Origin of the sequence: Parabacteroides sp. PFB2-10 (genome assembly GCF_029893085.1) — a bacterium.
Classification (GTDB): Bacteria; Bacteroidota; Bacteroidia; order Bacteroidales; family Tannerellaceae; genus QVMG01.
Map to the genome: position 1 here is coordinate 164,179 of NZ_JARXWI010000007.1, position 12,948 is coordinate 177,126.

The 12,948-nt window shown below is 46.7% G+C and carries 9 protein-coding genes; 3 read left to right on the forward strand and 6 right to left on the reverse strand.

Annotation, left to right across the window (positions count from 1 at the left end; all coding sequences use genetic code 11):
• Positions 1 to 80: 80 nt before the first annotated feature.
• Positions 81 to 1,106: a family 43 glycosylhydrolase gene (locus tag M2137_RS08380; RefSeq protein WP_280765994.1), complete on the reverse strand. Its 1,026-nt coding sequence runs from the start codon at positions 1,104 to 1,106 to the stop codon at positions 81 to 83.
• 442 nt (positions 1,107 to 1,548) lie between these two features.
• Here M2137_RS08380 and M2137_RS08385 point away from each other — a divergent pair, with 442 nt between their 5' ends.
• The 3 genes from M2137_RS08385 to metK all read left to right on the forward strand — a co-directional run bounded on the left by M2137_RS08385 (position 1,549) and on the right by metK (position 6,801).
• Entirely contained in the window at positions 1,549 to 3,606 is a 2,058-nt protein-coding gene (locus tag M2137_RS08385) for an ATP-binding protein (protein ID WP_280765995.1), read from the forward strand.
• A 44-nt stretch (positions 3,607 to 3,650) separates the two neighbouring features.
• A complete protein-coding gene (locus M2137_RS08390) occupies positions 3,651 to 5,285 on the forward strand; it encodes an AraC family transcriptional regulator (RefSeq protein ID WP_280765996.1) in 1,635 nt (544 codons plus the stop codon).
• 229 nt (positions 5,286 to 5,514) lie between these two features.
• On the forward strand, positions 5,515 to 6,801 hold the full coding sequence (gene metK / locus M2137_RS08395; RefSeq protein WP_280765997.1) for a methionine adenosyltransferase: 1,287 nt from the start codon (positions 5,515 to 5,517) through the stop codon (positions 6,799 to 6,801).
• 92 nt (positions 6,802 to 6,893) lie between these two features.
• Here metK and M2137_RS08400 read toward each other — a convergent pair whose 3' ends face one another.
• The 5 genes from M2137_RS08400 to M2137_RS08420 form a co-directional block, all read right to left on the reverse strand.
• A complete protein-coding gene (locus tag M2137_RS08400) occupies positions 6,894 to 7,604 on the reverse strand; it encodes an SIMPL domain-containing protein (RefSeq protein WP_280765998.1) in 711 nt (236 codons plus the stop codon).
• Between the two features lie 313 nt (positions 7,605 to 7,917).
• Positions 7,918 to 8,976: a bifunctional diaminohydroxyphosphoribosylaminopyrimidine deaminase/5-amino-6-(5-phosphoribosylamino)uracil reductase RibD gene (gene ribD / locus M2137_RS08405; RefSeq protein WP_280765999.1), complete on the reverse strand. Its 1,059-nt coding sequence runs from the start codon at positions 8,974 to 8,976 to the stop codon at positions 7,918 to 7,920.
• A 25-nt stretch (positions 8,977 to 9,001) separates the two neighbouring features.
• Positions 9,002 to 11,323 (reverse strand): T9SS type A sorting domain-containing protein, encoded by a 2,322-nt coding sequence (locus M2137_RS08410; RefSeq protein ID WP_280766000.1) that lies wholly within the window; start codon positions 11,321 to 11,323, stop codon positions 9,002 to 9,004.
• Position 11,324: 1 nt separating this feature from the next.
• On the reverse strand, positions 11,325 to 11,906 hold the full coding sequence (locus M2137_RS08415; protein ID WP_280766001.1) for a non-canonical purine NTP diphosphatase: 582 nt from the start codon (positions 11,904 to 11,906) through the stop codon (positions 11,325 to 11,327).
• 163 nt (positions 11,907 to 12,069) lie between these two features.
• The gene (locus tag M2137_RS08420) at positions 12,070 to 12,948 is read right to left on the reverse strand and encodes a YitT family protein (RefSeq protein ID WP_280766002.1); all 879 of its coding nucleotides are present in this window, start codon (positions 12,946 to 12,948) and stop codon (positions 12,070 to 12,072) included.

The following is a 12,948-nucleotide window of genomic DNA, read 5'->3' on the forward strand; positions in this document are numbered from 1 at the left end:
TTAAACAAACAGTTCTTTCTAAAAAGAGCAGACAAACTTACGGAAATTTATTGAAACAGGATCTATCTGTTCCTAAATAATCAATAGACCGCCTCTCCTACAACAGGCCATTGGGCATCGTCCCACAACAGACGGAATATCCGCAGTTTAGAATGCCCATTATCATTGGCATCATAGCCATGGAACACCAGGAAATCTTCATTATTCCAACCTACAACCGCGTTATGTCCCACACCATGCCAGTCTTTATCGCCTGCCATAATGATGGTGCCGCCGCCAAGCAGCATATCTTTCCCCTCCTTATCGTAATAAGGACCGCTCACATTCTTAGAGCGACCGTAAATCATTTTATAGGTACTCTCAACCCCCTTGCAGCAATAGTCGATGGAGGCAAAGAAATAATAATAATCTCCTTTTTTATACACAAAAGGCGCTTCAATCGCATTGCCGCCCGCATCAACCGGATTATTGTCGATGGAGGGTGGGTTTTCCGACCGGCGGTCGCTCTTGCGAGAGGCGATTGTACGGGGTTTTTCGCCCGGATAGGGTTTTTTCAGGTCGTCGGTCAAGCGAATAATCTGAAGTCCGTCCCAGAAAGAGCCCCAAAACAGATAGGGCTTCCCGTCTTCGCCATAAATAAGATTGGCATCGATGGCATTCCAGTTGTCAACACCCGGTGTCGAACAAATCACCGGCCCCTGATCGACCCATTTAAAGTCGGGGCTTTGCGGATCAAGCGTTTTATTGGTCACCAAGCCCAGGCAGGAGGTATTCTTGCCAAAAGCCGAGATGGAATAATAGAGATGAAACAGGCCGTTGTGATAGCTGATGTCCGGCGCCCAGAAGTGCCCGCGGAATCCCTTCACCGCCTCCAGCGTCCAGTCGGGTGCCTTTTCGAATACCGGTTTTTCCCGTTTCCACTCTTTCATATCCGGGGAGGAAAACACACTCACCCCATTCCCGGTCGTAAACAGATAATAGGTGCCTCCCTCTTTGATCATAACCGGATCATGCACTCCGATCCTGCGCTGCGGATCATTATTCTGCGCAAACAAAGAAATCGGCAAAGCGATAAGTAACAACATGAATAACAGATTCTTTTTCATAATAAATAAATTTTAATGATGAGTAATAAGGCTTTAACAGCCCTTACAAATATAGTGATATTTGTTTATCCAGCGTAAACGCATATAAGCTTCATCCATTTTTTTTGGCAGCAAATGACTTCTTTTCAAAAACCGAAGTGTAAGCAGAAGGGGGTTGTTTTTAGTTAAAATAGGGGTGGATTGCTTACACTTCAATTGTTAACAAATACTAACTCCCGGGAGTTTGTTCGCAAACCCCTGCCTTTTTGCAAAAAAACTCCTGCCGAAATATCATTTTGCTATTTTGGGTTCGTTTCCTGTTTCATGATTTTAAATGCGCTTATCCTATGATTTTATCGGTAAAGTATTCTTAATATTCAATGGCTCTTATTATCTTTGCGAATATGAGTTTATTAACCTGCATACAATTATGACCCCAAACGAGCCCTTAAACAGTGAAAAAATGCCTGAATATTACAATGATGTTATTTTGGCGAATACGATCGCTTTACGCAAAGCGTTGTCGTCTGTACTGACCTTATTACAATCAAACCACGCGGATTCGATTCACAATTCCCTGTCGATCATAAAAGACTTTTTCTCAGTCGACCGGGTTTTTATCGGTTTCTTTACGGGTGAGGCAAAATTAATGAGTTTTATTCAGGAGGTACATACCGAAGAGACCGGAAAAATGCCGGAGATGTTTTACAATCGTTTATCGAAAAATGAGCTTCCCTGGTGGCTGGAAAAGATAAAAGAAGACCGACCTATCTGTGTATATGACTCGTCGGTATTGCCTGCGGAAGCGGAAGCGGAACGAAAACTGATGGAAGAGCTGCATATCGGATCGCAATTGGCCATTCCCACCTACTATGATAAAAACATCAATGGCTTTGTTGGCATGGACTGTGTAAACAGGAAACGGGAATGGAGTGATCTGGATATCGAAAACCTGCGCCTCTTCTCCGGTTTGTTCTCTTTTGTTATCGAACAGATCCGTTCGAAGGAAGAGCTCCGGAAATCCTCTTTTGAAGCGCTTAAGAGTGAAGCCAAATTTCAACTTATTTTCGAGAAGATGCCGATGGGTATCGAGGTGTACGACAAAGAGGGATTGCTACTCGATATCAACCCGGCCGATATGGATATATTCGGAATCACGAAGGAAAAGGCACTGGGCACAAATATGTTCGAAAACCCCAATATCCCGCAGGAGGCTAAAGAGAAGGCACGCCGGGGCGAAGAGGCCGATATGACCATGATCTATCGTTTCGATGTGGCACAGGAGAAAGGTTTTTATCAGTGGGAAGAAAAGCGAACCACGAAATACATCAATGCGAAATGTACCCCGCTCAAAGATGGTGAAGGCGAATTGCAGGGCTACCTGTTTCTGGTAACCGACGTTACGGAAAATCACCTGAAGAACGAACAGATACAGTCGAACCTGGCAAAACTACAGATTGCAGTCGATACAGGCAACGCTTTCCTCTGGGAGTTTGATCTGGAAAGCGGAAGCCTGCGTGTGGATTTCGGAATAGATGACAACCCCGACTATTTAGAACAGATCGACGCTTTTAACAATAGCGAAGGCGGCTTGAAGAATCCGTTTATAGATTCCATCCACCCCGACGACTACGAGAAGGTCGCCATCGATGGTTTCCAACGCCTGATAGAGGGCGAGATCGACAGCTTTACCACCATCTTCCGGCGCATACATAAAGGGGAGATATTATGGTATAATTGCAATATCCGAACCTATAAATACAATGCGGAAGGCAAACCGGCACGCATTGTTTGCTATATGGTGAATGTGACCGAACAGCAGGAAAAAGAGATGGAATTATTGCAGGTCAAAGAGGCCGACCGATTGAAAGCAGCCTTCCTGGCCAATATGAGCCACGAAATACGCACGCCCTTGAATGCTATTGTCGGTTTTTCGAATATCCTGGGCGAGATGTACGACAACCCGGAAACAGGCGAATTGGTACAGCATATCAATAAAAACAACGAGGTGTTGCTGCAACTGGTAAGCGATTTGCTGGATTTCTCCTACTTAGAGACCAAAGAACTGCCGTATACGAAGCAGGTGTTCGACCTGAAAGAGCTGTGCAAAGATATTTATAAGGAGAAGTCACACGTTATACCTTCGGATGTAGAACTGATCTTTCCTTCGGACGCTCCTCCTCTATTGATTCATTCCGACCGGGGACATGTCAAACAGGTTATTTACAACCTATTGAACAACGCCTTCAAATTCACAGAAAAAGGAAGCGTCCGTATGCAATACGAGGTGACCGGCGATAACAGATTGCGCTTTGAAGTGGTCGATACCGGCATCGGCATTGCGGAAGAACATATTGAAAAAGTATTCCACAACTTCTATAAAGTAGATAATTTTGAGCAGGGAGTTGGCTTGGGGTTGAGCATCAGTAAAAACATTATGGAAGACTTAGGCGGCTCCATCGGAATCGAATCACAAGAGAAGAAAGGATCTGTTGCCTGGTTTACTCTTCCATTAAGCTAACTCTTTCTCCACGGATCATTCATGAAAACAGACTAATTCAAATAATGAACACATCTAACAAACTTACACTTCTTATGACGCTATTTGCCCTCTTATTGGCGTCAAAAGCCTCTGCGCAAAACAACACCTCGCGACAAGACTCCCTGCGGATCGACAGCATAGCCGTAAACGCTCACAAGACGGGGCTTGCTTTTTATAAATCGGGGGTTTACTACCAGGCACTCGACAACTACCTGTTGGCACTCTCCCTGCAAAAAGATTTAAACAACACCGGCGCCATGTTCAGGCTCTACGAGGATATCTGCAACGCCTATTTCTATATAAACGACTATCTGATGATGAAGCAATATGCTTCGGAAGCGGTTGAGTATGCGCAAGAGACGAATATGATTATGCCGGAGGCCGGCTTCTCTCTCCATGTAGCCGACGCCAGCAAAAATGCAAAAGACAGCCTGGCCGCTGAAACAGCCTATGCCCATGCCTACACCCTCTTTCAACAGATAGGCGACACCATGCAGATGGCTACGGTTTTCAACAACAAAGCCAGCCTCTACGGCATCGATTCACCAAAGAAACTGGCCTCTTTCCAGGCGGCAGCCCACCTGTTAGAAGTACCACCTGTCGACAAGAAAAAGCAGGAACGTCTGTATCACATCTATGCAAATATAGGCGACTGGTATGAAAACCAGGGAGACTACCAAGAGGCAAATCGCTATTTTCAAAAGTCCATCGAGATGGCACAAGCTACCGGCAATCCGCGAATAGAGATCTTCCTGTATAGCCACCTGGCTGAGAACTACCTGAAACGAGGAGACCTCAACCGGGCAAAGCAATTGTCTCTGCAAACGGTCGCATTGATCGACAAACACATTGGGCCGAACCATACGTTTGATGTTGCATTGAAGGTTTTGGGCAAGGTCTATGAGGCTGAGGGGAACTACCGGGCGGCATACAATTCATTGCAGAAATGGAGCGCGGTCAACGACTCATTGCAAAAGCGCAATCGGCAGACGGAGATAAACAAAATAGAACAACGCTATAAATACGAAAGCTACCGGCAAGACAAATTAAACGAGCAAAACCTCGAATTGGAACGCAAAAAGGCCTCCATCACGAACCTGCGCATCACCCTTGTCGGATTGATCACAGCCTGCATTTTACTGATCATCATCGGTACGCTGATATACCTCTATTCGCGCAAGCTCAAAATGAAGAACCGCGAACTCTACCTGCAAATAAAGAATCAGGATTTCCTCGTCTCCAAGGTAGAAGAAAAGGAACTGACTATCCTGGCATCGCAGCCCGATACTGAAAGTTCTAAAAGCGCTAAACTCTATCTTTCCCTGAAAGAGTTGATGGAAAGCGAACAGCTTTTCAAACAGACGGATATCAACCGCAAAAAGATCGCCACCCTCTTGGGCACCAACGAGAAATACCTCTATGATGCTGTGAGGGAGAATACCGATTGTTCTTTTAATGAATATATCAACCGGCTCCGAATCAGGTATGCCCGCCAGTTATTGACAAGCGAAGAGAACCTGACAATCGACGAAATAGCCTTCCTCTCGGGTTTCGGTTCTAAAGTCACCTTCTACCGCAACTTCCGGGAGCACTACAAGCTCTCACCCTCCGAATACCGGCGTTTAGCTATCGAGGAAATAGTAGAGAAAACGAATTAACGGATGAATTGAGCTACGGATTACGCAGTCAAAATTATATCTTTCCAAAAGGGATCACTTGAATGATCCCTTTTTTTTGTATCTTTGCGCTCAGAATTGACGTGGATAGATTTGTATTGCTTGCAACCACAGGAAAAAATGCTAAAACAAGCCCCTCACTGTTTCTGCCGTTCGGCAATCGTTTCCCTCCTTTGGTCAATTCATTACTAAACTAATAATTTATAGAGTAATGAGTTATTTATTTACCTCCGAATCGGTGTCTGAAGGACACCCCGATAAAGTAGCCGATCAGATATCGGATGCTTTGCTTGATGAGTTCCTGGCATATGACGAGAACTCGAAAGTAGCTTGCGAAACACTTGTAACGACCGGACAGGTTGTAGTGGCAGGAGAAGTAAAATCAAGCGCATATGTGGATGTGCAAGATGTAGTACGTTCGGTAATCGAACAAATTGGTTACACCAAAAGTGAGTACCAGTTTGAAGCTAAGTCATGCGGTGTATTGTCGGCCATTCACGAACAAAGCGGTGACATCAACCGGGGTGTCGAGCGCGAAGATCCAATGGATCAGGGTGCGGGCGACCAGGGAATGATGTTTGGATACGCAACTGTTGAAACGGAAAACTATATGCCTCTGGCATTAGACCTCTCACACAGCCTATTGAAAGAGCTGGCTGATATCCGTAAGAAAACACCGGAACTGATGCCCTATCTGCGTCCCGACGCCAAGGCACAGGTGACAATCGAGTACAGCGACAACGGCACGCCGCTTCGCATCGATACCATCGTGGTGTCTACGCAGCATGATGAGTTTGTGGAAGCCCTCGATATGTCGCAGGAAGAGGCCGACAAAGCGATGCAACAGCAGATCGAAGAAGATGTGAAAGCCATTCTCGTACCGCGTGTAAAGGCATTATATCCGGAACATGTACAGGCGTTGTTCAACGATTCAATCAAGTATTATGTGAACCCGACCGGCAAGTTTGTGATCGGTGGCCCGCATGGTGATACCGGACTGACCGGCCGTAAGATCATTGTCGACACCTATGGCGGAAAAGCCTCTCACGGCGGCGGCGCTTTCTCGGGCAAAGACCCTTCGAAGGTCGACCGTTCGGCTGCTTATGCTGCCCGTCACATTGCCAAGAATATGGTGGCCGCCGGTGTGGCCGATGAGATGCTGGTACAGGTATCTTATGCTATTGGCGTAGCGCAGCCGATGAATATCTTTGTCAACACCTACGGACGTGCGAAGGTGAATATGACCGACGGCGAGATCGCCTCGTTGATTCAGGAGATATTCGATATGCGCCCGAAAGCCATCGAAGAACGCCTGCAACTGCGCAATCCGATCTACTTAGAAACAGCCGCCTACGGGCATATGGGACGCCAACCGGTAACCAGAACGAAGGTATTCACCTCCCGTTATCTACCGGAACCCATTATCCGCCGCGTGGAACTCTTTACCTGGGAGAAATTAGACTATGTGGATGCAATCCGCAAAGCGCTGAGTCTGTAGTTAAAATGATATTTTGAAAATCATAAAAAAGGCTGCCTCAAATCATATATTGAGGCAGCCTTTTATGTATAAGTTATCAGATAACCGGTCGATCAGTCATTCAGATAATAGTCGATAGTAGTGACTACCCGTATGTTTTTGATGTAAGGGGTATTGGCATCGCGGTCGCTGATCGAGAACTGCCCCTGCGAAGCCGACCGTATCTTACCTAATTTACTATCCGAGTCTTCCGCAAATTTTTGCGCCGTTGCCCGCGCGTTCTTCGTCGCCTCCTCTATCATACCCGGTTTGACCTCATTCAGTTTTGTGAAAAGGAACTGGGTCGTATAGCGATAATCACCTCCGCTAATAGCGATCCCCTCCTTCAACAGATCACTTTGAGAGGTCATCAACTTGCGCACCAAGTCAACTTTGGAAGAGGTAACAGTCAATACCGAAGTCACATTATAGCGATAGGGTACCTGATTGTTGCCATACCTTTCTGCCTGCATATCGATAATTTCCGGAGCAGCAACTGTGATCTCACCCTCCTCGATACCGTTTGCCTTCAGGAAGCTGATAATCGTATTGTTTTTCTTCTCCATATTATTATACAATACAGAGAGGTTATCGCCTATCTCCTTATAAGTCAAAGGCCAGATAACCCTGTCGGCCGGCACCTCCTTTTCAGCAAGTCCCTTCACAGACACAACCCGTTCTTTCTGAATAAAGCCTTTAATACCAGACTTCAACGAGAGGCCCAAGGCGATAATACCAATAGCCACAAACAATCCTGCCACTAAATTTCCATACGATTTTTCCATTGCTTTCTATTTTTGGTGTTCTACTTCTTTCTCTATATACTACCAGACAAACATACACAAAAAACCAATACCGCCTGTTGCTCCTATGGACAATGTTCATTTTCGCACTACACATTCCGAAATGTTAAAATGGCGATTGTAAGCAAAACGACCATTTTACTTACAAATCCATACGTTAAAAAGTGTTTCTCCCGGGAGTTTGCAAAAATACTCCCGCCTTTTTGCGCGCAAAGTCCCGCCGAAATTACAAATCGTAAATTGGGGATTCTGACGAAAACGGATGATTTAACATTCGTTAAGAAACCAAACAAGACTACTTTTTAATATACCGGCAGATTGTGTTTGTTTCTATTGACTGAAGCGCTTGTTGATAATAAGGGGAGGAGGAAGAGGTGATGAGCGGCGCTTTCACTCCCGTGCCCAGGCAAAACGGAGCGGTTTCGATGCGTGCCTCGTCCCATAAACCTGCTTCCAGGAAGGAGGTCAACAGTTGGCTTCCGCCTTCTACCAACAGGCTGTGTAAGCGGCGCTCATACAGGGTGTATAATAGTTGAGGAAGCAGGGGGAGAGTCCAATCAAGCAGGACAAACTCGGTGTTTTTCATAGCGGCAGCCGTTCGAGCCGTAAAGACGATGGTCGGCACCGAATCGTCGAATAGATGATAATGGGATGGAATATTCAAATGACGGTCGATCACAACCCGTACCGGAGCACGCCCTGTCCAGTGGCGCAAGGTAAGCGAAGGGTTATCCAACAGGGCGGTGCGCGTTCCAACTAAGATGGCATCGACCTCCGCACGCAGCTGATGCACCAACCTCCGCGTGGACGGCAGCGAGAAAACAGTGGCCGGCACGCTATAATCTTCCCGGCTTCGATCCAGAAAACCATCGGCACTCTGCGCCCATTTCAAATAGATATAGGGACGTTTCTTCTCTTGGAAAGTGATAAAAGTATGGTTGAGTGCGCGGGATTCGTTCTCCAACACACCTGTTTTTACCTCAACACCGGCCTTCAATAACATACGGACTCCCCTACCCGACACCTCCGGATAGGGATCCAGGCAGCCGATCACCACACGGGGTATACGCTTCTGGATGATCAACTCGGCACAAGGCGGGGTTCGCCCATAGTGGGAACATGGCTCCAGATTCACATAAAGGGTCGACTCCTGCAACAAGGACTGGTCGCGCACCGAGCCAATGGCATTGACCTCCGCATGCGCCTCTCCTACCCGACGGTGATATCCCTCGCCGATAATCCGGTTGTTATGCACCACAACAGCCCCTACCATCGGATTGGGTGAGGTGAATCCTTTTCCTTTTTGTGCCAGTTCCAGGCAACGCCTCATGTAGAGAGAGTGGTTTTCTTCCATTAGATTTTTCTTGAAGAGGATGTTCTTATTTGATAACCATAATCTTAGTCACGACACTTTCCCCTTGGTTGGGTTCGGAGGCAATGACCAGATAGATACCGGTAGATACCCGTTCGCCGTTGCGCTTGCGGCAGTCCCAGGTAAATTCTCCGCCCAGCGACTTGCCCTGAACCAATAGATTACCGTTTATATCGGTTATTTTCACGTTCGATTCGGCCATAAGCCCGGTGATCGTTACCCGGTCTTCATATTCAGGACGCACTGGGTTCGGGTAGGCATAAACGTTGGAATAGTTTTCCCGCCCTTCGGACGCACCACCCATATAGGAGACAATCCCTTTATCTGTTCCGATAAAGGCCTCGCCGGTAAGCGGGTTGATAGCGATCGACTCGACCTTGTTGGAAGGCAGAGGAGAGGTCTCGGCCGTAAAGTGTTCTACGGTCTCTTTTCCGTCTTCCGAGAGAATGAACAATCCGTGCCCGTCTGTTCCGATCCATTTACGGTTTCCCCCGTCGATAACGATGGTCAGTACAGTCACTCCGTCCATATAGAGAGCCGGCATGCCATCGTCGCCCGTGCGTATAAGACGGTTGGCATACAGATTTTCCGGATTGCTCAAAGCGATATCAGGAAGAGGTATAACGATCGGTCCCAGGTTCGTGCCGATCCAGATCTCTCCATTATGATCTTCTGCGATACAATAGTAGGCGTTGGCACTAATGAGGCCATCATCTGTATTCCGCGTCTTAAAGGGGTGGATAAACGAATCTGTATCGGTTATTTCATCAAAGACAAGTACCCCGACTCCCGCATCTGCTCTTTCCAGGTTCACCCATTTGTGGTTGTTCCGGCGAATAAGTATCTCATCGACAGCATACTTCCCTTTCCCACTTAAGCCGGAATAGGCATACGAATCCCAAGTCCCGTCCGGTTTTAGTTTATGAATCGGATGGGCTACTTCGCTGTTTGTCATCCAAAGATTATTGTCTTTGTCGAACACCAGGCCTTGCACACGAATATAGTGACGGCTATTGCGATCGACCGACTCCAAAGCACTATTATCTTTGTCATGAAGTTTCACCAGCTCCTTGTCCTGAAACTCATACAGCCCTTCCCCCCAAGAAGAGGCAAAGAGATGCTCTTTGTCCTGCGGATCGACGGCAACGGAGAGGATATCTTTAAAATCGACGCCTGCCTGCGCCTTGATTTTTTTGGCATCGAAGGTAAACCAGGCATCTTCCGGGAAATCTTCTTCCGTATCATAGATCGTCAATGTTCCGGGTGTATCATTCCGATTAATACCTCTTCCTCCGGCAGCGATATACAAACGCCCCCTGTCGAAGATCATAGCAGCGGCCCGATTCATCCGGGGACCTTCGAGATAGATGCCTGAAAGGAATGTTTCATACTCATTGGTGTTACCTTTCTGACGAATACCTTTCAGCATCTCTGTCCCGGCAGCAATCCAATAGGTATTCTCTTTGATGGAAGAGATGCCGGATATAGTTCCGGTATTGATAGTCTGTGTGTTGGTCAGCGAAGAAGAGATATACGCACGAGTGGAGGAATAGGCCAATAGCTTATCGTTCTGAAGCGTCATACCCTGGATATCCGTTGTCCTGAGAAGAGAAGAGACCGTCCCGTCGGATGTACGGTAATAGATCCCCTTTCCCTTAATCATAAAATAGAGCGCATCCTGAAACAAAGCCATCTTACGCACATCATTCGCACTCCCTTCCGGGAAAGCGACCTCGAAAGATTCCCATTTAGACGGATCGAGCAGGTTATCATCCATCGAAGCCTGCTTTAATCCGTCAGCTGTGGCTGCGTATATCCTGTTATTCCAAATACAGGTTGCATACACCTGGTAGGGCAACTTATAGGTATTGCTGATTTCTCCTTTTCCCATATGGAGCATCATCACCCCGAAAGCAGCCGAGATATAGGCGTAGTCGCCCTGGAAATAGACATCGAAGATCTCCTTATCAGCAATAGAGGTATTGATCATCAGGTGGGGGATATTGGTAAAACCCTTTTCGTCGTATATATCCATATTCCCGTTCTGATAGATAAGCAGTAGCTTTTTCAATCCTGTATGATAGGCTATATGCCGGATATCGATATCACTCAATTCACCTGCCTTCTTTGAATAGGTGCGGATGCTCTCATCCTCTTTCCCATAGCTATAGAGCGAGCCATCGGCTACGGCAAAGACCCGGTTATCGGCTTCGGCCACCATCGTGGTGTTATCGTAGGCCATATAGGACTTCCAGGTGCCTATACCCTGCGCCAGGCCGTACGAATGAACGCATAAAACAAATAGAAGGATATAAAATAATCGTTTCATATCAGATAGATAAAGTAGATAAAAAGTCGGCCAATGCCCGGACGGCCAGCGCCCGGTGGCTGATGGTGTTCTTGGTTTCATTCCCCATTTCGGCAAAGGTCTGTTCATAACCCGAAGGAATAAAGATCGGATCATAGCCGAAACCCGCGTCCCCTCTTTTCTCATCGATAATGGTTCCATTGATGATCCCTTCGAAACAGTATTCTTTGCCATTCAGGAGCAAGGCAATCACCGTACGGAAACGAGCCTGCCGGTTTTCTTTTCCTGCCAGTTCCCGGATCAGTTTTTCCATATTCGCCCGGGCATCGTGCTCGGGACCCGCATAACGGGCGGAATAGACGCCGGGAGCATTATCCAGGGCTTCCACTTCCAATCCGGTATCGTCGGCAAAACAATCCAGTCCATAATGTTCTTTTATATAGCGAGCCTTCTGGAGAGCGTTCCCCTCTAAGGTATCGGCTGTTTCGGGAATATCATCCTGACAATGGATATCTGCCAGGCTAACCAGTTCGACCATAGGGGGTAAAATGGCTCTCACCTCTTCCAGCTTATGCTTATTATTGGTTGCAAATACAAGCTTCATATCGTTTTTTCCTATTAAAAAAGCATTTTCATACGCTATTTATAACGTGGGAAAATGCTTTTAATTGTATGGCTAAGTAGTTAAGTAGTCAGAGTAGTTATCAGTCGCTTTGCTCCTTAGTAGTTAAAGTAATTAGCTACTTTGACTACTTTGACTACTTTTCTTACGTCTTAATCTGATCAAACCCTTCGCCATACACTCCCCGGACGACACTCTGGGAAATAAAGGCCTGTGGGTCTATCTCTTTGACAAGGCGGAACACCGTGAGCGATTCCGACTTTTTGGCCAATAACACAATCACCTTGATCGGGCGTTGCGAATAGCCTCCTTCCCCGTTAAGCAGTGTACATCCCCGCTCCATATCCTGCAGGATACGCTCCACAATCTCGTCATACTTCTGCGAGAAGATAAGGAACTGCACCGACTGACGGTTGGAGTTGATGATCCGATCCAATACATAATTGTTTACCCCCATTTCCACAAAGCTGAAAACAATCTTTTCGATATCGTGGAAAATGAAATAAGAGGAACCAATAATCACGAAGTCAAAGAGAAGCAAGCCGGTACCCATCGATACATTCTTATATTTATTGATGATTGCCGCCAGGATATCCGTACCCCCGGTGCTTCCGTTGGCGGAGAATATCAACCCCAGTCCGGTACCGCAAATGCCCCCCCCGATAAGGATAGACATAAACACCTGATCTTTAATAATAGGCACTCCCCCCAGCAGAATCTCGAAAAGCGAGAGACTCAGGGAAAGAGCAAATACACCAAAGATGGTTTTCAAGAGAAATTTGAGACCTAATATCTTGAAGGCAATAGCCAACAGGATAATATTGATCGCGAAATAGGAGACGGATACCGGTATATTCGTCGCGAAATAGATCAGCGTGGCAACACCGGTAAGTCCTCCTGTTACAATTCCATTGGCCAGGATAAATCCATTAAAGCCAAATCCATAAAGCAGACATCCTATCAGGATGATCACATAGTCTTGGGCGTGGTGGTAGATCCGATGGATCCCTTTTTTTTGTCTCAT

Coding starts and splice junctions, on each gene's coding strand:
- M2137_RS08400 (WP_280765998.1), bottom strand. CDS start 7,604: ATGGAAAAATCGTATGGAAATTTAGTGGCAGGATTGTTTGTGGCTATT.
- M2137_RS08385 (WP_280765995.1), top strand. CDS start 1,549: ATGCCTGAATATTACAATGATGTTATTTTGGCGAATACGATCGCTTTA.
- ribD (WP_280765999.1), bottom strand. CDS start 8,976: ATGGAAGAAAACCACTCTCTCTACATGAGGCGTTGCCTGGAACTGGCA.
- M2137_RS08415 (WP_280766001.1), bottom strand. CDS start 11,906: ATGAAGCTTGTATTTGCAACCAATAATAAGCATAAGCTGGAAGAGGTG.
- M2137_RS08390 (WP_280765996.1), top strand. CDS start 3,651: ATGAACACATCTAACAAACTTACACTTCTTATGACGCTATTTGCCCTC.
- M2137_RS08420 (WP_280766002.1), bottom strand. CDS start 12,948: ATGAGACAAAAAAAAGGGATCCATCGGATCTACCACCACGCCCAAGAC.
- M2137_RS08380 (WP_280765994.1), bottom strand. CDS start 1,106: ATGAAAAAGAATCTGTTATTCATGTTGTTACTTATCGCTTTGCCGATT.
- metK (WP_280765997.1), top strand. CDS start 5,515: ATGAGTTATTTATTTACCTCCGAATCGGTGTCTGAAGGACACCCCGAT.
- M2137_RS08410 (WP_280766000.1), bottom strand. CDS start 11,323: ATGAAACGATTATTTTATATCCTTCTATTTGTTTTATGCGTTCATTCG.